This window comes from Niabella sp. CPT15-335-S11, from assembly GCF_058792415.1.
This window is the reverse complement of sequence record NZ_JBYTEI010000001.1, coordinates 677,474-699,422: the sequence shown is the minus strand read 5'-3', so window position 1 is coordinate 699,422 and position 21,949 is coordinate 677,474. Positions and strand designations below refer to the sequence as shown.

Below are 21,949 nucleotides of genomic sequence, written 5' to 3'. Positions count from 1 at the left end.
ATATGATGGAGGTTATGATGAAATTACTGTCGCCTTTATAGCCCTGCGATCGCTGCGTTTACGGCCGCTTCCTGCATTTCAGCAGGGAGTGACTGAGTCCTATCCCGTTAATCTGTTCCACCACCTCAAAGCCCGCTTCATCAATACATTTTTTAAAAACCCGGCTGTCATACATCTGGCTGTTGCCATTTGCAATAGCCGTGAAATAAATAGACAATTGCTGGAGGCAAAATGCCGAAGTTTCAAAACGCTGTGTGTCCCAAAACGCCTCCAGGATCAGTATCCAGCCATCATCATCGATGGAATTTCTGCACCGCCGGAGGATAGAGACGATTTCATCCTCTGAAAAACAATCCAAAAACTGGCTCATCCAAATGGCATCAAAACCCGTTGGAAACGGGACAGATTCATCCAGTATATTACATGGATAAAAATCGACCTTATTGACCAGTCCCAGCTCTTCAATCCTTTTCCTGGCCATCTCCGCTTGACCGGGAAGATCCAGGATAGTGACGTGAATATCTTCCGCATGGGTAGCAGAGGCCGAGGCCCATTTGCCGGTATTACCGCCAACATCCAGGATCTTTTTGATCCCCAGGTCATACACCTGCCTGATCACTTCCGGAAATGCCAGGTCGCTGAAATAATGATCATATGCGAACCAGCTTTTCTGAATATTGTGCGGTAGTTCCGAGAGCCCGTGATAAAGAGTGGGCCAATCGCCCAGTTCCTTCAGCCCGGCCGGTTTACCGGTCTCAATAGCTTCCTCCAGGTGGAACATGCCCTTATAACCGATATCCTGCACAAAATTCATATTCACCTTGGTGAGCGGATCGTGCAAAATAAAATAACCTGTCTTTGTGATGGCGAGTTTCTCATCCGCCGTATATTTAATCAGGTGCATACCCAGCCCCGCTTCGGTCAGAACCCGTACGCCATATTCCGAGATATTTACCTTCCGGCTGATCTCCTCTATGGAAATTCCCGCGTTCCTGGTCTCTTCAATCACTTCGAGGATCCCTTTGTCCCGCAATACCCGTGCCACCTGAAAAAGTATGGGACCATGGGCTATAAGCTGCGCCAGGTGCTTGGCTTCAATCGCAGTTATCTGATCCTTTTTGTAGAAATCAATCATCTCAATATTTTCTATCTATTTTAAATTATTACTGCTTTCCTATACGTTTGGCTTTCTTCTTCATCTGGCTATTCGTCCACACTATTTTACGGAGCATTAGGAGTTTTTTATCTGAGTCAGGACAAGTGCCGCGTTGCAACCACCAAATCCCGAGCTGGTTTTTAAAAAGGTTGTTAATGGTATCCTGGTCAGTTCGCGGCAGACATTCACCGGTTTCACTGTTCCGGGATTCTCAAATCCTTTGGTGGGAATAATAAGGTTCCGCCGCAGGGATTCTATACCGATCACTGATTCCAATAATCCCGCCGCACCCAGCGTATGTCCGTAAAACCCCTTCAGGCTATTGACCGGCACATGCTCCAGCTTCGCCAGCGTGAATGCCCGACTCTCCATATCATCATTATAAAGGGTGGCTGTGCCATGCGCTGAAATAAAATCGATGTCTGCAGGCAAAACCCCGGCCTCCTTCATCGCCGAATCGATTGCCTGATACAATTCCGCACCAGTGCGGGAAGGTCCGGATATGTGGTTGGCGTCATTACTGACCGCTCCGCCTGCCAGTACCATTAAATTATCACCGATTGGTTTATTTCTCGAAAGTATCACGGTTGCCGCGGCCTCGCCCAGGTTGATGCCTTTTCGATCAGCATCAAACGGACGGCAGAGCTCATCGCTTACGGCCAGAAAGGATTGGAAACCCGAAAGGACAAATTTCGTGATGCGGTCTGCCCCGGCCACGATCACATTTTCAAACATGCCGGCTTCGATCATGCGTTTCGCCGTGATCATAGCCACCATTCCCGAAATACATGCATGGGATACCACCTGTGGTCTGGAAGAAACACCCAGCCGTTTCGCGACCCGCCGGGCCGACCCCCAAAGGCTGATCCGATCCCTCAGCACCGATGAATCTGCTTCTTTTTCCAATAGGCTGATATTTCCCTTGGTGGAAGAAAGGATGAGTCCCGTGGAAGGACTGCTGACGGCAATACCTGTTTGCGAAATCGCCTCCTGCACCGATTCCACCAGCATCAACTCAAAAGGTGTGAGTTCATCGTCATCAAATTTGCCAACATCAAACAATGAAGCGAAAAAAGGAATATCGCTTTTTTCTTTGTCGGTATGCTGTCTTACAGCCGTCTGCCCCTGGCTGATCCGGTTGAAATTTTCAACAGTGGTACCACCAAGAGGAGAGAGAATATTATCTGCTATGACGTACACTTCCTTCATAAAAGCCGAACCCAAAATAAAGGATAATTTGGCATGCTGCTTTCTTAAAAAAATATTTTTTAACGCTTCTTCTAATTACCGCATTCGATGCCAGTCCGGTTGGGAAGCTGGAATGGGCTTCCTTTCGTGTCCCATGAGCCCAATTATTCCCAAACGGCTGCCGTGCGGACCGAAGCAATACCGTTTACTGTGACGGGCTATCTGACTGCTGATTCATTCTTTTTTGAAGATTCGGTTTGAGTCAGAAACCTTTTCTTTTCTTCCATTCCTCGAAGAACGGCGGATTGATGAGTATGAGATTTTGTGATACTTTTTCCAGAAACACCTGTGTCGTCGTTCCTGTTGCTACAAGGGTATTATTTTCCGCATTATATAAATTATACCTGAAAATCATTTTGGCGGCATCACAGGGTTCGAAGATAGCTTCAACCCTTACCCGATCGCCAAACTTCAGCGGCCTTTTAAAATGACATTCCACATGGACCACCGGCACCACGATATCCTGTTCAAAAAAATTCATGTAACTGATCCCGTGCTGCCTGCCAAAAGCTTCCCGTCCGTCTTCAAAATACCGGATATAATGACCATGCCACACGATGCCCAACGGATCAGCTTCATTGAATCTGACGGGAACCTCAACGGTACAGACCCTGTTTGTATTTATTTCGCTGCCCACTCTTTATATTTCCTGCGGTCAATGGCGTCTATTACTTTTTTGAAACCGGTTGCCCAGTAGTTCCTGAAGCCAAAGCCCATACCTACCGCGCCTTCAACGCGATCGGCTAATAATAATTTTTTTGTTTTGATATCAAAAAGCGTCACCCACACAGAGATCGATTTTTTTGGTTTGCTCATGGCATCAACCACAAACAACAAACCAGTGCCGCTTTTGGTACCCGCGTTAAATCCTCTGACCAATGTTGCAATATCGCTCTCGGTCAGGTGATTGTAATCTTCGGTACTGGCCGATAACAGTTTCCCCTCATTGACCTTTTCATTCCGTTTGGCCACAAAACTCAGGTCACTATTAATTTCAGCTTTCCTGAACGCGCCCGCAATATCGTATTTTTTGGGCTCATTCACCAACAGGTCATTCAACCCTGCAAACTGCCTCTCCACAATATCTTTTGCATTGGCATTGGCATCGCCGATCAGTACCGCTTTGGTAAAGTCAACCCCAAAGTAGTAAATGGGTGTTTCTTTGTTGTTCAGAACATCTTTCAGTGTTTGGGCATGCATTGACTGCGTAACAAAACAAGCAGCAAGCAAGAGAAGAGCGGGGAGAAGTGGTTTTTTCATTTTTTAACATTTTTTAAGGTGATGACATAAAAATCTTCATGTCACAGGTAGCGATCCGCTTGTCATTAACCATAACAGCGGCTTCTATAATCGTTGCGTTAAAAATCTGATTTTTAATGTGGATAGTGGTGTGTAAGGTCTCGCCCACCGCCGGTAACGCCAGGATCTGCAACTGCTGCACCGCGCCGATAAAACCGACCGGAACAGGCTTATTTTCCTGCTGACAGATATACCCCATCCTGGCGGCAGCCGTCTGGGCCATATTTTCCACCAGGGCCGGCTCTTTCAACAAGTTATCCTCCACAAAAATATTTTCCTGCCGGATACTGAAACTGGTTGTGGCGCCTACATCATCGCAGGATTCCAGCGCGTCGATCATCACAAAGGGCGCGCGTTGCGGAATCAGTGGGATGATATCGGCTATTGGAAATTTATTCATTTGCAAAGGTCAGGACAGTTTTAGGCTAGGGATCCCGCTTTCTTCGGGCTCTGCGGTATGGGTCAAATAATGCGGGCCGGTTTCGGTCTTGTCCCAAAAAGGGTAATAATTATACCATTGCCAGGGGTATTGTTTCACCATTTTCTCCAGCGAGGCTACATAATCCCTCAATATTCGAGCGGGCATATCTTCTTTCTCTCTGCTTTGATAAATCACTTCCGGCGCGGCATAAAAATGATAATGGGTGTTGGTTTCTTTCAGCGCAAAGACAAAAGAAACGGGCACATTTAGTTTGGATGCCAGCACAAACGGACCTGCTGGAAACCGGGCTGTTTCTCCGAGGAATGTATTTTCAAGCGTCTTGTTTCCCTGTAGAAAACGGTCGGCATGCATACACACGATTTCATTATTGCCCAGGGCCTCCATGATTTCATAAATATGGGAAAGATCCTCTTTGAGCAGGATGATATGGGCGTTGTGTCTGCCGCTTGACTTCTCCAGGTATTCTTTCAATCCGCGGTCTTCACCGTCGAACATGACAATATGGATCTTCGTATTCAGCCGGTGAAGTAAATACCCCGCAATTTCCCAGTTTCCCAAGTGGGCGCTCAGCAGCAAGCCGCCTTTTCCGCCCGCAACCATTCGATGCAGATATTCTTCACCTTCGAATCTGAAGCTAAGCTTATTTTTCAAACCAGACATGATGATCACCCGGTCGATCAGTGCCTGTCCGAACCAATAATAATTCTGATACAGTTTTCCGATAGATTTAAATAAGGGAAACCCCAGCCTTTTTCTAAAGAAGTATAAAATATTCACAGACGATTCCCGGCTGAACAGAAAGTAATAAGCGGCCACAAATCTCAGCAGGAAATATGCGGGGCGCGCACCCCAGGTTTTTAGCAGATTGATAAAAATCGCGTATCCCAACCGATTTCCCTTTGATTTACCCAGCCAGGACATGTGTTTCTGTTTAGTGTTAGTTAGGGACAAAGAAGTTTGTGAACGGATTGATCTGAGCAACAAAAAATGCTCAGGAATTATCTCAGGCGGTTTCTTTTCTGACCACGCGATCGGCGATATAATGATAAAAATCCCCGAAAGTCACGAGTGGCACAAAGTCGCCGGGTTGCACTTTAAAATGAAAGTTATTTTCAATCGCTACAGCGAGGTCAATATAATCCAGGCTATCCAGATCAAGCACATCCCTCAGGCTGGCTTCCGGCTTCATCAGCTCCGCATCTGCCTCAAATTCCTCTACCAGAAACGTATTTGTAGTCGTTATAATTTCGTTCATGTTGATCATAATGCAAATTACCATTTTTTGACGATGAGCGTTGAGTTAGTTCCGCCAAATCCAAAAGAATTCGATAAAAATAAACGGATGTCGGCGGATGTACGCTGCTGAATAATATTCAGTTTTGCGGAATCCTCATCGGGGTTTTCAAAATTTATATTTGGAGCGATAAAATCGTGTTGCATCATCAGGCTGGAATAGACGATCTCGCTGGCTCCGGCCATCCAGCATTCATGCCCGGTCATTGATTTCGTTGAACTTACGGGGGTATTGCACCCTTCAAAAACCTGGGCAATAGCTCGTGCTTCACTTGCATCACCCGCGGGCGTGCTGGTGGCGTGGGCATTGATATAGTCAATGTCGCTGGCCTTTATCCCTGCATCTTTCAGCGCCATGCCCAATGATTTGGCCGGACCGTCCACCGTTGGATTTGAAATATGTTCACCGTTCGATGAAAAACCGTAACCCACGAGCTCGCCGATGATCGGGGCGCCTCTTTTTTGGGCTGATTCAAGGCTTTCGAGGATCACCGTGGCGGCGCCACCGCTGGGAATAAGTCCGTCCCGGTCCCGGTCAAACGGCCGGGAGGCTTTATGCGGTGTATCCTCCCTAACGGAAAACGCGCCGAGTGCATCGAACGTACCCATGGAAAGGTGGTTGATCTCCTGGGCTCCCCCGGCAATGATGCATTGCTGTAATCCCGATTTGATCAGGATATACGACAGCCCGATGGCGTGTGAGCCGCTGGCACAAGCGGCACTCACAGTGAGATTGATGCCCTTCAGCTTGAAAATGGTAGCCAGGTTCATGGTTACGGTCGAGTTAAGGGTCTGGAAGACTGCAGCCGATCCCACCAGCATCGTGTCTTTTTTTTCCCGGATGATATCAGTGGATTCAATCACTGCCCTGGCGGAACTATCGTTACCATATAATATACCCGGCTCCAGCCTTGCGAGATCTGCTTCATCCAGCCGTGCCTCGCGCAGCGCCTCCATGGTTGCAACGTAGGCATACTCGCCTTCTTCTGCCAGCATGATTCGCGAACGCCGGTCCAGTAGCCCTTTCAGCGAAGGTCTGTCTACCCACCCGGTCAGCGCCGAGCGATAGCCAAAGGACTTGCGGACCGGATCATAAACAATTCCGGATCGGCCCCGATGCAGCGAATCTCTCACCTCATCAAGGTTTTTACCAATACAGGAATAAACGCCCAGCCCGGTTATCACAACACGGTTCATGCCGCAAATGTAACGGTATCTGACTTTTAATACCCATCACGTATATAGGGTATTGATAAGGGAAAGAAATTGATGATTTTAGCTGATAGCTATTTCGCCCTTCACAAACTCCATGAGGTTGCGGATATGTCCGGGAGACAGATCAAATTTCAGACCCGCTGTTTCGAATAAAACGGGCAGGGTGCGTGTACCGCCCAGGCTGAGTGCAGCCACATAATGCTGTAGCGCGGAGTTGGGGTCCGACTGGTACTGTTGCCACATACCTATCGCGCCCAGTTGCGCGATGCCGTATTCGATATAGTAAAAAGGTACTTCAAAAAGATGCAATTGCTTTTGCCAGCTATAGTCGCGGTAAGCGTCCAATCCTGTAGTGTCCAACACTTCCGGGGTGAACTCATCCAGGATCCGGCGCCAGGCGGTCTTTCGTTCTTCGTGGCTATGCGTGGAATTTTCATAGAGCCAGTGCTGAAACTTATCGATCGTAGCGATCCAGGGGAAGATGGTGATCACTCTTTCCAGTTGTTGTTCTTTTGCCCTGGTCCATTCCTGTTCATCAGCAAAGAACACTCGCCATCCGTCCATGCTGAAAAGCTCCATGCTCATGCTGGCCACTTCAGCTATTTCGGTGGGATATTCTTTAAACCCGTTCAACGGCAGTGAATGGGTCAGGAAAGAATGTACCGCGTGTCCGCCCTCGTGTACCATGGTGATGACATCGTTGAGTGTTCCGGCGGCATTCATAAAGATAAATGGGGCGCCGGTTTCGGCCAGCGGGCAGTTATAACCGCCGGGGGCCTTCCCTTTGCGGCTCTCCAGATCCAGTCGGCCGAGGTCATTCATTTTCTGAAGACAGGCTGCAAAAAATGGATCCAGTTGATTGAAACATGCAATGGTTTTCTCCAGAAGTTCCAGGCCATCTTTGAAAGGTCGCAGGGGAGATAAACCTGCCGGCTCAGCGTCCAGATCCCACGGTCGGAGTGTATCAAGGCCCAGTTTTTCTTTTTTCTTTTGATAAAGGGTGTTCACGATGGGCATGACATGCTGCTTTACGGCCTCATGAAACTGAAAACAATCGGCTTTGTCGTAATCGAACCGCCCAAGTTCCTTAAAACGATAATCGCGGTAGTTCTCAAAACCAGCATTTATCGCTATTTGGTGACGTTTTTGAAGTAGCTTGTCAAATACGCTATTCAGTTCCTCGTTGTCGACAAGCCTTCGTTCGGCGATCTTGCGATATACTTCTTCCCTTAGTGTCCGATCCGGATCCTCCAGAAAGCGTGCTGCCTGCTGCAGGGTGTATTCATGGTCGTTCACGGTTACAGTCATCTTACCCGCGATCACGCCAAATTCCTGAGATTCTACTGCCACCTCAGACTGCAATTGGATATTACTTTCCCGGAATAGATCAATATTTTTCTTAATATTCCGGAGGTAGGTTCCGTATTCGGGTGCAGTCAGTTCTTTTGTAAACGGACAATCGATCAGTTTACGGTTCAGCGAATCGGCATAGGGTTCCATTTTCGGCTGGATCTCCGTCATAAAGAAATTGAAGGCCTGCGCCAGTTGCGGATCTTCCGTGTTGCGGGTCATGTTGATCTGACGCCAGCAGGCGTCTTCGCTGAGAACAGCTTCAATTTCGCTGAGGTCTTTAAGCCAATGCTGCAGATCTTCGGGGCTATTCAATGGCCGGTTCTGTAATTCTTCGAAGTAAGGTTCCAGACTTTGCCAGTCGGACACTTTAAAATCTGCCGGCAGGAAATGTCGGGGCAGGGGTTTGATGTCTGCGTTGTGATCCACTGATGTCACTTAATCTTTATTCTCTTTTTTCGCCGCTCTCTTCTTGGCAGGAGCTTGTGATCCTGAATCCGTTTTGTCTGCTGATTTTTTGGGAGCTTTCGCCTTCACAGGGGGCGTCTCTTCTTCAACGACCGCCTCAGTTACTTCAGGTGCTTCCGGTGCCTCCAGCTCATCCTCTTCGACTTGAGATACTTTTATTTCGATGTCGTTTTTCCGCAGCACGTCGAACCATTTCACCATTTTCTTCATGTCGCTTGGATAAACGCGTTCGAGATCCAGATCGGGATATACTTTTTGAAAATAGGCTTTCACGGCCTTTTCATCTTTCGCATCGGGCAATGCCTCAGACGAATCTCCCATGACCCGAAATATCTCCGCCAGGTTAATATTTTCACCGGTGGTATAAACTTCAATACTCTCCAGTTGCGAAAACTGGTGTTTCCGCGAAGCTGCAAACTGCGTTGACTTATCCTCCAGTGAACGTAAGATCGCTCCGTCAGTTTTACTGCTGACTAATTCGTACAAACCCGGCAAGCCGCTGACGGCCACTAATTTACTATAATCCATATCAATTGCTTAAAGGCGCAAGATAAATGAAATTTCAAATCTCTCCGACTGAAAGGCGGATTTTCCATCATTTAAATTTTTAACGTCAGCCACATGTTTAACAAGGTTCGAAACCTCTAATTAATTGTTAAAAGCGAAAGTTTAAACCTCATAAAGCGTCCAACTTATCTGACATAACGAATCGACATACCACTGAAGTTGAGCAGACCGGAAATTCCCGAAATCCTGCTACTTATCGTGCATCATAAACCTAACATTTTAATTGGAATGAAAGAAGCAGGATTATTTCTTGGATTATTTCTGTTCGCCCTGTTTGCCCGGGCCCAGACCATCAAAGGAATGCTGAAAGACCCGGTAGAAGGGACCAACGTTCCTTCCGCTACCCTGATCCTACTATCAGTCCCAGACAGTAGCCATCGCATTTCCGCGACCTCCGCGCGCAATGGCGCATTCAGTTTTACGAATCTCAAAAATGGTGAATATCTCCTGAAGGCAACTTCCGTTGGTTTCGAAAACCTTGTACAACCTGTACATATCAGCGACTCCGTTCCCATACTGGACCTTGGCGTTCTTTATCTCCCAAAAAAAACGGTGACCCTTGAAGGTGTAGTGGTGGTGGCCAATCCGCCTAACGCGATTCAAAAAGCCGATACAACGCAGTTCAGTGCCAGTCAGTTTAAAGTAAATCCGGATGCAACCGTCGAAGACCTCATCAAGAAAATGCCCGGTATCACAGTCGATCGAAGCGGAACCGTCACAGCCCAGGGCGAGCAGGTAAAAAAGGTCACCGTTGATGGCAAAGATTTTTTTGGCGATGACGCAACTGCAGCCCTTAGAAACCTGCCATCTGAGGTCGTAGATAAAATACAAGTCTATGACCGGCTCAGCGAACAGGCTCAACTTACAGGATTTGATGATGGAAATACACAGAAAGCGATCAATATCGTCACCAAATCGGGTGTCAAAAACGGTCAGTTTGGCCGGATTTACGCGGGTTACGGAACCGATGACCGTTACGCTGCCGGTGGGAACGTGAGTTTCTTTAACGGTGACCGAAGGGTTTCATTTATTGGGAATTTTAATAATATCAACATGCAGAATTTCGCCTCCCAGGATCTGCTTGGCGTAACCAGCAGCGGAAGAGGCGGGGGCAGACCGGGAGGATTTGGAGGAGGCAGACCCGGTGGTTTCGGCGGCGGTGATTTTATGGTGGGGCAGGTGCCCGGCATCAGTCGTACCAACGCTTTTGGCGTTAACTATGGCGATAAATGGGGTAAGAAACTAACTGTTACCGGAAGCTACTTTTGCAATAACAGTCGCAACAACAACCAATCCCAGACTAACAGGATCACGACCTTCACACCAGACTCCGTGCTGGTCAATAACGACCAGTCGACTTCCGGTTCCGATAATTTCAACCATCGGATGAACCTCAGAATGGAATACCGGATAGACTCCAGCAACACGATTATTTTTATCCCGAGCGTCAACCTACAGCGTAATAAATCAAATTCAAATTATTCCTCTTTTGCTTATATGCAGCCTGATGATTCCACCAGCACCTCGTATGGCTCCACCCATTCAGAAAGAAACGGGTTCAATATCAGCAATATGCTGATGTACCGGCATTCATTTGTCAAAAGGGGCCGGACTTTTTACATATCTTTAAATACTAACCATAACAAAAACGACGGATACAACATCTCCGATGAATTCACGCGTACCTTCTACCCGAACTTTGTAAAGGACTCCCTTCAGAATCAAAAGACGCTAAACAATACTAACGGCAGCAGGTACAGCGGCAGGATTGGCTACACCGAGCCGCTGGGTTCCAAAGGCATGCTGGAGTTCAATTATTCGCCTTCCGTTCAAAACAACCGTGCCGATCAGAAAGCCTGGACATTCGATGGCCAGGACTATACCCTTTTCAATCCCAGGCTCTCTAACCTGTTTGACAACAAGATCATTACCCAAAGCGGGGGTATTAATTACAGGTTGGGCCAAAGCCGGGATAATCAACTCGCATTCGGGATGGATGTACAGAATACCCAGCTGACGAGCGATCGTCAGTTACCGAACCCTGCATCTGTTGATCAGTCATTCAACGCGGTACTGCCCAATCTCCGTTGGATGAAGAAAATCGGGCAGTTCAGCAACATCAGGCTATTTTACCGGGCCAGTACTGATTTTCCATCCATTAATCAATTACAGGATGTTCCTATTACTACCAATTTGCTGAGACCAAGCGTAGGTAATCCCAATCTGAAGCAGTCCTATTCGCATTTTCTTTCGGCGAGATATTTCTTTATCAATACAAAAACCAACCGGAATTTCTTCCTGAATGTTTTTGCCCGCACGACGGACAATTATATTTCGAACGCAACCTACCTGCTGCGGGCTGACTCAACCATTGAACAAGGCGTCAGGATCTACCGGAACTCCCAATTGTCAAAACCGGTAAACCTCAATGGATACAGGAATTTCAGCAGCTTTATCACCTACAGCATTCCGCTGAAACTCATCAAATCCAACCTGAACCTGAACACGGGAGGCAGTTATTCCAGGTTACCGGGTCTTATCAATTACAAAAAAACCACTACCGACAACTATTCCTACAGTGGTGGGCTGGGCCTGTCCAGCAATATCAGCGAGTATGTGGATTACAACCTCTCCTACAACGCCAATTTCAATCAGGCCATCAACTCGGCAAACAGCAGCAATAACAACCGATATATTAATCAATCGCTTAGCATGCAGTTGAACCTTCTGTCCAAATCCGGCTGGTTTCTCCAGAACGACGTAAACTACCAGAATTACAGCGGATTATCGGCGGGTTATAATCAGCGTTACTGGTTATGGAACGCGGGGGCAGGCAAGAAATTTCTGAAGAACCGGGCGGGTGAATTGAAGCTATCGATTTTTGACCTGCTCAAGCAGAACCAGAGTATCACCCGGACCATTGCGGATAATTATATCCAGGACTCACAAAATAAGGTGTTACAACAATTTTTCATGCTTACCTTTACGTATAGTCTCAAAAATTTTGGAAAGGGAAGAGCGCCATCCAGATTAGACGACAACAGACGGGGGGAGTGGCATGGTGGAGGTCATTTCGGTGATCGACCGGGAGGGCCGGGAGGGCCGGGAGGAGGACCGCCGGCGTTTTGACCCTTGGGGGAACCAACAAAAAGTTTATTATAAACCAAAATAGTGACTGAAGAACAAACTTTAGTTGAAAAGTTAAAGCAGAAAGAAGCTTGGGCATTTAAAGAATTAGTAGATGCCTATCAGAATATGGTTTATAATACTTGTCTGGCTATTGTAAAGAACGAAAACGACGCAGAGGATCTTTCACAGGATGTGTTTGTACAGGTCTATCAATCCATCAGTTCTTTCAAGGGAGATTCCAAATTATCTACCTGGATCTATCGGATTGCTACCACTAAATCACTGGATCATGAACGGAAAAAAAAGCGAAAAAAGAGATTTGGTTTCGTCAGGAGCATTTTTGGGGCTGACAGCGAATATGTAGTGGAACCCCCGGATTTTCATCACCCGGGCGTTGCACTTGACAACAAGGAAGCAGCCTCGATGTTGTTTGGCGCAATTGATAAACTGCCTGAGAATCAGCGACTGGCGTTTATTCTGAATAAGGTTGAGGGACTGAGTTATCAGGAGGTGAGTGAGGTCATGGAAACGTCGGTTTCTTCTGTAGAATCTTTGCTTCATCGCGCCAAAAACAACCTGAAGAAAATTCTGGCGGCAGAGGCCGAGCAGGGGGCAGCAGCACAAGGAAAAGATAAATAAAACGTCTTATTAATAATAATCCAGATTTTGGACTATGAACGATATCGATAAAATACTGCATAGCCTGGATGGAATTAAGAGAGCCGAGGCAAAACCTTATATGCATACCAGGATCATGGCCCGTCTTAAAAAGGATGAAGAGTCCTTTTGGGCGCGTAGCGGGCGGTTTATTACGAGGCCGGTGATAGCCGTTTCCTGCCTGTTGGTCGTCCTGGTGGTCAATTATGTAGCCATCCACAGGGTAAAGAAAGTACAGGATGCCATTGTAGTATCCGGCGGTACTTCGGAAACATTTCAGGAAAACAACTTTGTTCTTGCGGTGAATAATTACGCTCTTTATAGCGAGCCATAACATGATGAATACAAGATCACAGAAAAGGACATTTGTCCTGATTATTTTAATTCTGCTTTTACTTAACCTGCTTGTGGTTGGTTACTTTCTGTTTAGTCAGCGAAAACCGCAAGTCCATAAGAGCCGTGACAGGTTTGTCATGAATCTTCGAAAAGAAGTTGGATTTAACGAGACCCAGGTTGCGGAATTTAAAAAGTTGCAGACGACCAACTGGGCAGAGGCCCGGTTAAAGATGGACGAGATCCGTCATATAAAAAACGAAATCCTGGACCTACTAAAACAAAGTGCCGTTGCTGATTCTACCGTTGAAAATATGGCCGACTCCATAGGGAGATTGCAAAAACAGCTTGAGATCTATTCTTACAGGCATTTCAAGGCTACGCGGGCCCTTTGCACTCCCGAGCAAAAACCCAGGTATGATTCGATGATGAGACGAATTATTAACCGACCGGGACGTGGCAGCCGGCCGCCGGGAGAAAAAAAATAACCACCCTTGCAACTTTTACTGGAATATTCCCTCTTAATATTACCCGGTAATTGAGTATTTTTTTGGAAAAGTCCAGGCTCAGGCGAGATATTCCTATTTTTATAGGATACAAGCGATCGGGCCTGGAGTTATGTTTTGGTAATACCGGTCAAAATTTTATATAATGAGAATCAGAACTATTATCATATCAATTTTGCTGGGTTCCTGCATCTTCCCGCTTTTTTCAGAAGCACAGGTAAAAAAGAATCTTGAAGACCGTGTTGCTGCCGTACACCAGCTTTTTGATGCACAATTTAATTTCGATGCAACTAAAATGAACCGGGTCGATGAAATATTTACCCAGTTTTATTCCAGTCAGGATAAGCTGCGCGACAATATTCAGGCTCCACCGTCTTCCGGGCTGGTTCAGGGCCTGATGGCTCAGGATTTCCAGAGTGTCAGAAAGTCCAATGAGAATATTATTTCGGAAAGGGATACCCGCCTGAAGAAACTGTTAGGCCCTGAAGATTTTAAGAAATGGCAGGTAGAGATTGAGCCGGCATTGCGAAACGTCAAAAAGAGGTAGGTTTTAGCTAAATGCCATTAACTCGGGCAGGGGAATTCGCCCGGATCGTACGCAATTGCCAATTACCCGATACCCAGGATCTTTTTAATCATATCCGTTACGCCACCCGCATTATTATCGAGATCTGTGATAAAATTCGCCGCTGCGATCACTTCGGCTCGTGCGTTTTGCATAGCGTAGCTGAACTTGCCGCTCTTCATCATACCGAGGTCATTTAAGTAATCGCCAAAAACCATTGTTTCGTTGTAGTTTATTTGCAGTCTATCCTGCAAGACCTTCACTGCGTTTCCTTTATCGGCTTCAAACTCTGTCAGGTCCAACCAGTTTGGCCCCGAAACTGCTACTCTGTACTTATCCTCATAGGCCTTGAAAAACGGGTAACTGTTGGTCTGCGCGTTGTCGAGATCACACACAGATATCTTCAAAATGGGCTCGGTGACCTGATTCAGATCATCCACAATTTCATATTCACGGTAATACTGGAGTGCAACTTTCAGAAAAGCCTCGCCATGGTCTTCCACAAAGGCCATATGTTTGCCGCAAAGTACCGGATGGGCGTGTGGTATTTGCCGGGTCACCTCAATAAACTCTTTCAGGATGGATTGCCCAAGTGAAATGGTCAGCAATTCCTCTCCCCTGTACACGATATAACTCCCGTTGTCGCTGATAAAATAGGTATGATCCTGAATTTTCTCAAATTCCTTCGCGATATTATGCAGGGGTCTGCCGCTGGCGATGACCAGGTCGATCCCCATATTGCGGAGTGTTTTTTCCACATTCCAAAAATCTGCCGGTAGTTCTTTCTGATCATTTAGCAGTGAGCCGTCCAGGTCGGTCACGATCATTTTTATCTTGTCTTGTGTCATAAGGTTTGGTGTGCAAAGGTAGGCAGAATGGAAGAATGGGCCGAAAGGGTCGGGTTGGGGGGCTAATTATGAGGTTTTTTATCAGCTTTCTAAAATATCCATTCCAACTCTCCGAATCTGAAGGATTCCTTTTTCCCGTGCTCCAGATTTAGGGTTCCGTCGGGAGAGACACCGATGATCCGGGCTTTAAACAGCCTGCTCCCAGCGCGGAATTCCCGGCTCTCACCTGCTTTATACAAAAACTTGTTATAGTGTTCCAAAACTCCTGCAAAATCGTTGTGGGTTTCCAATTCCAGGTTTTCGCGAATTCGCAAGCCGAGTTCATAGGCCAGTTCCTTACAGGAAAAGGATCTACCGGTGATTTGTTTCAGTGAAACAGGATTGATCAACCCGGGTGGAAATTCAGTTTGGTTGATGTTTAGTCCGATACCCACAATCGCCCATCGCCAGGTATTGCCGGTAATTATGTTTTCAATCAGTATCCCACCTGCCTTTTTGTCCTGAAAATAGATATCATTGGGCCACTTTATCAGAACTTCTTTACCCGATTCGCGGGTCAAAAAATCGCGAACGGTCAGTGCGATGGCTGCGCTGAAAAGAAATTGACGCCGGAGATCAAGCTGCCCGGGATTCAGGATCTGGCTGAAGTGCAGGTTCTTATGTGGTTGCGCTTCCCAATGTCTGCCTCTCTGCCCTTTCCCACCCGTTTGTATATGCGTAAATACCACGGTGGCATGCAATTGCCGCGTCTGCCTCTCCGTCAGGCTGGCATCAGAAATCAGGCCGCGGGCATAGTTATTGGTACTATCCACGGTATCAAGTTCAATGAACGATGGGAATTGTGAATAATGTGTGTCTTTTTGTACCAATAATGATTATTTTTGAGCAAAGTAAATTAAGTTTCCGGTCTGTAGTATCAGGGCCCGGTAAATTCATCTCTTTTAAAACAAAATAATTCTATTGGAACCATTAGCATCGCTAAAATTAAGGAAACTCTCAGGTGCCAGAAGGCTCACTAAAAATTCGAAACTTTACAAAACTATCTTAGCGGCAATAAAGGAAAAAAAGGGTGAAAACATTATAACCCTCGACCTTAGAAATATAACCGAGGCTGTTTCAGATTTCTTCGTGATCTGTGAAGCGGGAAGCCAGCCTCAGGTAAGGGCCATCGCGGAGAACGTGACCGAGCGGGTCAGGGAGGAAACGGGAGAGTCTGTATTTCACAAAGAGGGGTTTGAACACTTGCAATGGGTATTGCTGGATTATGTAAACATCGTTGTACACGTAATGCTCCCGGGTACCCGGAAGTTTTACAACCTTGAGGAAATGTGGAATGATGCCCAGGCAGAAACAAATCAGGATTAAAAAATGAACTTCCGGGCAGTTTTTACCTTATATATTAATTAAAAATCATGTCGCAGAACAACTATAATAAACCGGAAAAGCCGAAAGACCCCTATAACAGCAACCGGAACGGTAGCCAGGAGCCACGAAAAGGGCCGAAGTTCGGGAGTTATTGGGCCTTTATCATTATCCTGGCGATCATGCTGGCCTTTCAGTTTCTGAATCCGTTGTCTTCCTCCACATCCTCCACCAGTATGCAGGATTTCAAAGCCATGGTCCAGAGAGGGCATGTGGAGAAATATGTTATTGTGGACAACCGGGATATCGTGCGGGTATGGCTTAAGAAAGACAGCCTTTCCCGCTATCCGGAACTACAGAAGAATCAACCGCCCAGAACCTCATTGTCTAAAGACGAGCCTGACCTGTACTTTAATATCACCAGTGGTGATAATTTTCAGACCCAAATGGCTGATTTCTACAAAGCTAATCCCGGCGTTCCCCAGGTGAGGAGTGATGTGGAGCGCGAGAGCGACTTTTTTGGTAAAGCCATCAGCATGATCCTGCCATTCGTGATCCTGATTGTCATCTGGATCCTGATGATGCGGAAGATGAGCGGAGCCGCAGGTGGCGGTGGTGGTGCAGGTGGGATTTTTAGTATCGGAAAATCAAAAGCCACCCTGTTTGACAAGGGAACCCGCGTAAATATCACCTTCGCGGATGTAGCGGGCCTTGACGAGGCCAAGGTTGAAGTAATGGAAATTGTCGACTTCCTGCGTAATCCAAAGAAATACACGAGCCTGGGTGGTAAGATCCCCAAAGGCGCCCTGCTGGTGGGTCCGCCCGGTACGGGAAAAACCCTGCTCGCCAAAGCTATGGCTGGTGAGGCTCAGGTACCTTTCTTCAGCCTGAGCGGATCTGATTTTGTGGAAATGTTTGTGGGCGTTGGCGCCAGCCGTGTTCGCGACCTGTTTAAACAGGCCCGTGAAAAAGCACCCTGTATTATATTTATCGATGAGATTGACGCCATCGGCCGCTCGCGTGGAAAAAATGCCATGATGAGTAATGATGAGCGGGAAAGTACGCTGAATCAGCTTTTGGTGGAAATGGATGGTTTTGGCACCGACTCCGGAATTATTATCCTCGCAGCAACCAACAGGCCCGATGTGCTGGACTCTGCGCTGTTGCGCCCCGGCCGATTTGACCGTCAGATCGCGATAGACCGGCCCGACCTGGCAGGCAGGGAGGCCATATTTAAAGTACACCTGAAAGATATTAAAACAGCCGAAACGCTGGATATCCATAAACTGGCGGAGCAAACGCCGGGATTTGCAGGCGCTGATATCGCCAACGTATGTAATGAAGCCGCCCTGATCGCCGCAAGAAAGGGAAAAACCGCCGTGGAAATGAGCGATTTTCAGGATGCAGTGGATCGTGTGATCGGAGGTTTGGAAAAAAAGAATAAGATCATCTCTCCGGATGAAAAGAGAATCATCGCTTACCACGAAGCCGGCCACGCAATTTGCGGCTGGTTTCTGGAACACGCTTACCCTCTGTTGAAAGTGACCATTGTACCGAGAGGCACTGCAGCATTGGGTTACGCGCAATACACACCTAAGGAGCAATACCTATACAATACCGATCAGCTTACGGATCAGATTTGTATGACGCTGGGTGGCAGGGCAAGCGAGGAGATTTTCTTCGGAAAAATTTCAACCGGTGCGCAAAATGATCTCCAGCAGGTGACACGTATGGCTTATTCCATGGTTACCATTTACGGGATGAATGAAAAGGTGGGTAATGTTAGTTTCTATGATCCGCATCAGGAGACCACATTTACAAAACCTTATAGTGAGGAAACCTCAAAGATCATCGATGAAGAGGTGAGGAACCTGATCGATGAATGTTATGTGCGCACCAAGGACTTGCTGGTCGAAAAAAAGGATAGCGTGGAAAAACTGGCCGAAGCGCTGCTGGAGCGTGAAGTACTGTTTCAGGCAGATGTGGAAACCCTGATTGGCAAACGCCCGTTTGAGGAGAAGAAACTGCTTGACGATAAGAATGATCACAAACCCACCGGAGAACTATCGCCGGGTGTGCCACCTTACGACAGTGATGTTACCAACCATTCACTCTAAGTAGTAATTATCTATGGTTTCTCGCAGCAGAGAAAATATTTTACGAAAGATCCGGGAAGCCCTCGTCCAGCCGGTCCCGATTCCCTTTCCAAAAAGCGAAGGGCAGTCTCAGGTTTTCTTTGAACCGGATCAGGAAGCTGAAATTGAATTTGCAGAACGATTTACTGAGCTTGGAGGGAAGTTTGCCTATAGTATTGATGAAAAGGACCTCCTGGCTCAACTTCAGGAGCTGGTCGTTCAGAAAAAATGGACCAGGATCTACTGCCCCGAAAAGGAATTGAGTGATTTACTGGGTGCCGATTTCAAAACCTCCGCGGATCGTGCAGACCTGCCGGGTTGCGAGGCTTCCATTACCGGTTGCGAATACCTGGTTGCACGTACCGGCTCCGTGGTTCTGAGCGCCGCCGGGGAAGGAGGGCGCGCCGCCAGTGTGTATGCGCCTGTGCATATTTGCATAGCCCGAACCAGCCAACTCGTCTATGACCTGAAAGATGCCCTGGATGGTTTGCGGGATGAGTTTGGCGACAAACTACCCTCCCTGATCAGCTTCGCTACCGGCCCGAGCCGGACAGCAGATATTGAGAAGACCCTGGTCGTGGGCGTACATGGCCCAAGGGAAGTTTTTGTTTTCCTGATGGAAGACAAAAAACAATTTGCGTAATAGGTCCTTACTGAATCAGGCTTTTAACCTTCTCAATAACTTCCCTGAGATTTCCGGCTTCTTGTCCCCCGGCTGTAGCCATGAATTTCTGTCCGCCACCGCCGCCTTTGATCAGTGGAGCCACCTGTTGTTTGATGATTTGTCCCGCATCCAGTCCCCTGGCTGCCACAACGTTTTCGGCAATGCAGATCGCGACCGAAGGTTTTCCCCCGATATTGGCACAAAGCACGATCAGGTAATCGTTTAAATGATTTTTCAGATCGCTGCAGAGTTTTTTTAATGCATCGGCATGGCTGACCTCTACGATATCGCCGATAAAATTGATTTGGTTGATGATCTCATCTTTTTGTAATAGTTGGTTTCGGATACCCACCAGTTCTCTGGCCTCCAGAGATTCTACGCGTTTTTCGAGCGCGGTTTTTTCCGCCATCAGTTTTTCGATGGCTTTCAGGGGATCGTTACTCTTCAGAAGTTCGCTGACCTGCTTGTGCTGCAGGATCTTGTTCTCGATATAGTGAAGAGCCGCTGGCCCGGTTAGCGCCTCAATCCTTCTGACTCCGGCGGCAATGGCCGACTCCGAAGTGATCACGAAGGTACCGATCATGCCGGTCTGAGGAACATGGGTGCCACCGCATAATTCCACAGAAAAGCTTGGATCGGCCGTGACAACTCGCACCATGTCGCCATATTTTTCTCCAAAAAGGGCCATGGCGCCTAACTTCAGCGCTTCATCTTTTGGCATTACCCGGACGGTCACCGGTACATTTTCCCGGATCTTCCGGTTGACCAGGTTTTCCACTTCGCGCAATTCGGTATCGGTGATCTTTGAAAAATGTGATACGTCAAAGCGCAGCAATTCAGGTGAAACCAGGGATCCCTTTTGCTGAACATGCGTACCCAGTACCTGACGAAGGGCGGCGTGCAGCAAGTGCGTGCCGGTGTGGTTGCTCATCGTAAGCAGACGGCCTTCGAAATTGACGACTGCATTTATTTCCCCCTCAACCGGCTGGGGCAGCTTGTCCACAATATGTACGATCAGGTCATTCTCCTTTTTGGTATCCAGGACATAGGCCTCACTTTCAGTGCCTTTCAGTATACCTTTATCCCCAACCTGACCGCCGCTTTCTCCGTAGAATGGCGTAGTCTCCAGAACGACCTGATATTGTTCCTTTCCCTTTGCTTTTACTGTTCTGTATTTGATGATACGGGTGACGACATTCAGATCATCATAGCCCACAAAATTTACTGGGGCGTCTTCTCCCACCATGACCCAGTCTGCCGTATCCACAACGGTTGCGGCGCGACTGCGATCTTTCTGCTGCTGCATTTCAAACTCAAAGCCGGCTTCATCAACGCTGAGACTTTTTTCAGCAGCGATTAGTCGGGTCAGATCCAGCGGGAACCCGTAGGTATCATAAAGTTCGAAGGCGTCTTTTCCACTGACCGTTTGAGCGCTCGGTTTTCTGACGATATCATCTATCCGGTGGAGACCTTTTTCGAGCGTTCTTAAGAATGATTCTTCTTCCTCGCGTACGACCCTGGCTACAAAAGCCTCTTGTTTTTTTAATTCGGGGAATACGTTTTCGAACTGGTCCGCGATCACCGGTACGAGGAGGTGTAGCAGTGGTGTCTTATGATCCAGGTAAGAGTAGTAATACCTGACGGCACGGCGCAGGATACGGCGAATGACGTAACCCGCTCCCGTACTGGCAGGAAGCTGACCATCCGCGATGGTGAATGAAATGGCCCGGATATGATCGGCAATAACCCTGAATGCAATAGCCTCATGGCTTTGTGAGGTCATCGGTGAAGATTGCAGTTTGTGATAATCTTTTCCTACAAGCTCTCCGGTTTTAGTCAGGGTTTCTGAAAAGACATCGGTGTCGTAGTTACTGGTTTTCCCTTGCAGCACCCGCACCAGCCGTTCAAAACCCATTCCGGTATCTACGTGTTTAGCGGGTAATGGTTCCAGGCTGCCGTCTTTTTTGCGATTGAACTGTATGAACACAATGTTCCAGATCTCTATCACCTGGGGATGGTCTGCGTTGACAAGTGTCTGGCCATTTATCACTGCCCGTTCAGCATCCGATCTGCAATCCACGTGGATCTCTGAGCAGGGTCCGCAGGGACCGGTATCGCCCATTTCCCAGAAATTATCTTTTTTATTTCCTTTCAGGATACGGTCTGGCGCAATATGCGTCTTCCACTCATCAGACGCTTCCTGGTCATAAGGAAGCCCATCCTGCTCATCGCCTTCAAACACACTTACGTAAAGACGATCCTTATCAATCTTATAGATATCGGTAAGCAGTTCCCAGGCCCAGGCGATCGCTTCTTTTTTGAAATAACCACCGGCAGGTCGTGCGGGATCGCCGATGCTCCAGTTCCCCAGCATTTCGAACATGGTATGGTGATAGGTATCTACGCCTACCTCTTCCAGGTCATTGTGTTTGCCGCTCACCCGGAGGCATTTTTGCGTATCGGCAAGTCTTTGGAACGGGGCGGGTTTATTCCCCAGAAAGTAATCCTTGAACTGGTTCATCCCCGCGTTAGTGAACATCAGGGTTGGATCATTTTTCAACACGATTGGTGCTGATGGAACGATCTGATGCTCTTTACTTTTGAAAAACTCCAAAAAAGTGTCGCGTATTTCTGTGCTGGTCATCATGGAGTGCAAAAATAAAGGTTCTGGCTTGCGTTTTGCAGGGTATCGGGAAATTTGAGAGTAGCCAG

At 47.4% G+C, this 21,949-nt stretch carries 21 protein-coding genes; 8 read left to right on the top strand and 13 right to left on the bottom strand.

What is annotated here, in order from left to right; all coding sequences use genetic code 11:
* Positions 1–58: 58 nt before the first annotated feature.
* The 10 genes from AC3WS5_RS02810 to AC3WS5_RS02765 all read right to left on the bottom strand — a co-directional run bounded on the left by AC3WS5_RS02810 (position 59) and on the right by AC3WS5_RS02765 (position 8,999).
* Complete coding sequence (locus AC3WS5_RS02810) at positions 59–1,135, bottom strand: methyltransferase (protein ID WP_492465679.1); 1,077 nt, start codon at positions 1,133–1,135, stop codon at positions 59–61.
* A 96-nt stretch (positions 1,136–1,231) separates the two neighbouring features.
* Entirely contained in the window at positions 1,232–2,365 is a 1,134-nt protein-coding gene (locus AC3WS5_RS02805; RefSeq protein ID WP_492465678.1) for a beta-ketoacyl synthase N-terminal-like domain-containing protein, read from the bottom strand.
* Positions 2,366–2,606: 241 nt separating this feature from the next.
* Positions 2,607–3,041 carry an acyl-CoA thioesterase gene (locus AC3WS5_RS02800; RefSeq protein ID WP_492465677.1) on the bottom strand — a complete coding sequence of 145 codons (435 nt, stop codon included), beginning with the start codon at positions 3,039–3,041 and terminating at the stop codon, positions 2,607–2,609.
* Positions 3,026–3,664: a hypothetical protein gene (locus AC3WS5_RS02795; protein WP_492465676.1), complete on the bottom strand. Its 639-nt coding sequence runs from the start codon at positions 3,662–3,664 to the stop codon at positions 3,026–3,028. The genes AC3WS5_RS02800 and AC3WS5_RS02795 overlap by 16 nt, the downstream gene beginning before the upstream one ends.
* Positions 3,665–3,677: 13 nt before the next feature.
* On the bottom strand, positions 3,678–4,103 hold the full coding sequence (locus tag AC3WS5_RS02790) for a hotdog family protein (RefSeq protein WP_492465675.1): 426 nt from the start codon (positions 4,101–4,103) through the stop codon (positions 3,678–3,680).
* Between the two features lie 9 nt (positions 4,104–4,112).
* Positions 4,113–5,066, bottom strand: coding sequence for a lysophospholipid acyltransferase family protein (locus tag AC3WS5_RS02785; RefSeq protein ID WP_492465674.1), 954 nt, complete (start codon positions 5,064–5,066; stop codon positions 4,113–4,115).
* Positions 5,067–5,148: 82 nt separating this feature from the next.
* Entirely contained in the window at positions 5,149–5,400 is a 252-nt protein-coding gene (locus AC3WS5_RS02780) for a phosphopantetheine-binding protein (RefSeq protein ID WP_492465673.1), read from the bottom strand.
* 17 nt (positions 5,401–5,417) lie between these two features.
* The gene (locus AC3WS5_RS02775; protein WP_492465672.1) at positions 5,418–6,635 is read right to left on the bottom strand and encodes a beta-ketoacyl-[acyl-carrier-protein] synthase family protein; all 1,218 of its coding nucleotides are present in this window, start codon (positions 6,633–6,635) and stop codon (positions 5,418–5,420) included.
* A gap of 78 nt (positions 6,636–6,713) precedes the next feature.
* Positions 6,714–8,441: a M3 family oligoendopeptidase gene (locus tag AC3WS5_RS02770; RefSeq protein WP_492465671.1), complete on the bottom strand. Its 1,728-nt coding sequence runs from the start codon at positions 8,439–8,441 to the stop codon at positions 6,714–6,716.
* Positions 8,442–8,999, bottom strand: coding sequence for a DUF5606 family protein (locus tag AC3WS5_RS02765; RefSeq protein WP_492465670.1), 558 nt, complete (start codon positions 8,997–8,999; stop codon positions 8,442–8,444).
* Between the two features lie 267 nt (positions 9,000–9,266).
* Here AC3WS5_RS02765 and AC3WS5_RS02760 point away from each other — a divergent pair, with 267 nt between their 5' ends.
* From AC3WS5_RS02760 to AC3WS5_RS02740, 5 genes are all read left to right on the top strand, one after another.
* Complete coding sequence (locus AC3WS5_RS02760; RefSeq protein ID WP_492465669.1) at positions 9,267–12,167, top strand: outer membrane beta-barrel protein; 2,901 nt, start codon at positions 9,267–9,269, stop codon at positions 12,165–12,167.
* Positions 12,168–12,209: 42 nt separating this feature from the next.
* Positions 12,210–12,806 carry an RNA polymerase sigma factor gene (locus tag AC3WS5_RS02755; protein WP_492465668.1) on the top strand — a complete coding sequence of 199 codons (597 nt, stop codon included), beginning with the start codon at positions 12,210–12,212 and terminating at the stop codon, positions 12,804–12,806.
* A 34-nt stretch (positions 12,807–12,840) separates the two neighbouring features.
* Entirely contained in the window at positions 12,841–13,158 is a 318-nt protein-coding gene (locus AC3WS5_RS02750; RefSeq protein ID WP_492465667.1) for a hypothetical protein, read from the top strand.
* A gap of 1 nt (position 13,159) precedes the next feature.
* Positions 13,160–13,645: a Spy/CpxP family protein refolding chaperone gene (locus AC3WS5_RS02745; RefSeq protein ID WP_492465666.1), complete on the top strand. Its 486-nt coding sequence runs from the start codon at positions 13,160–13,162 to the stop codon at positions 13,643–13,645.
* Between the two features lie 163 nt (positions 13,646–13,808).
* Positions 13,809–14,210: a hypothetical protein gene (locus AC3WS5_RS02740; RefSeq protein WP_492465665.1), complete on the top strand. Its 402-nt coding sequence runs from the start codon at positions 13,809–13,811 to the stop codon at positions 14,208–14,210.
* Between the two features lie 62 nt (positions 14,211–14,272).
* Here AC3WS5_RS02740 and AC3WS5_RS02735 read toward each other — a convergent pair whose 3' ends face one another.
* Together AC3WS5_RS02735 and AC3WS5_RS02730 are read right to left on the bottom strand one after the other, a co-directional pair.
* Positions 14,273–15,076, bottom strand: coding sequence for an HAD family hydrolase (locus AC3WS5_RS02735; protein ID WP_492465664.1), 804 nt, complete (start codon positions 15,074–15,076; stop codon positions 14,273–14,275).
* A gap of 89 nt (positions 15,077–15,165) precedes the next feature.
* Positions 15,166–15,945 (bottom strand): biotin--[acetyl-CoA-carboxylase] ligase, encoded by a 780-nt coding sequence (locus AC3WS5_RS02730; protein WP_492465663.1) that lies wholly within the window; start codon positions 15,943–15,945, stop codon positions 15,166–15,168.
* 91 nt (positions 15,946–16,036) lie between these two features.
* On the opposite strand from AC3WS5_RS02730, the gene rsfS reads away from it, so the two are divergent.
* The 3 genes from rsfS to AC3WS5_RS02715 are packed head-to-tail and all read left to right on the top strand — an operon-like array spanning position 16,037 to position 19,216.
* Positions 16,037–16,441 carry a ribosome silencing factor gene (rsfS, locus tag AC3WS5_RS02725; protein WP_492465662.1) on the top strand — a complete coding sequence of 135 codons (405 nt, stop codon included), beginning with the start codon at positions 16,037–16,039 and terminating at the stop codon, positions 16,439–16,441.
* Between the two features lie 47 nt (positions 16,442–16,488).
* The gene (ftsH, locus tag AC3WS5_RS02720; protein ID WP_492465661.1) at positions 16,489–18,555 is read left to right on the top strand and encodes an ATP-dependent zinc metalloprotease FtsH; all 2,067 of its coding nucleotides are present in this window, start codon (positions 16,489–16,491) and stop codon (positions 18,553–18,555) included.
* 13 nt (positions 18,556–18,568) lie between these two features.
* On the top strand, positions 18,569–19,216 hold the full coding sequence (locus tag AC3WS5_RS02715; protein WP_492465660.1) for a LutC/YkgG family protein: 648 nt from the start codon (positions 18,569–18,571) through the stop codon (positions 19,214–19,216).
* Positions 19,217–19,223: 7 nt separating this feature from the next.
* Here AC3WS5_RS02715 and alaS read toward each other — a convergent pair whose 3' ends face one another.
* A complete protein-coding gene (gene alaS, locus AC3WS5_RS02710) occupies positions 19,224–21,884 on the bottom strand; it encodes an alanine--tRNA ligase (protein ID WP_492465659.1) in 2,661 nt (886 codons plus the stop codon).
* Positions 21,885–21,949: the final 65 nt, after the last annotated feature.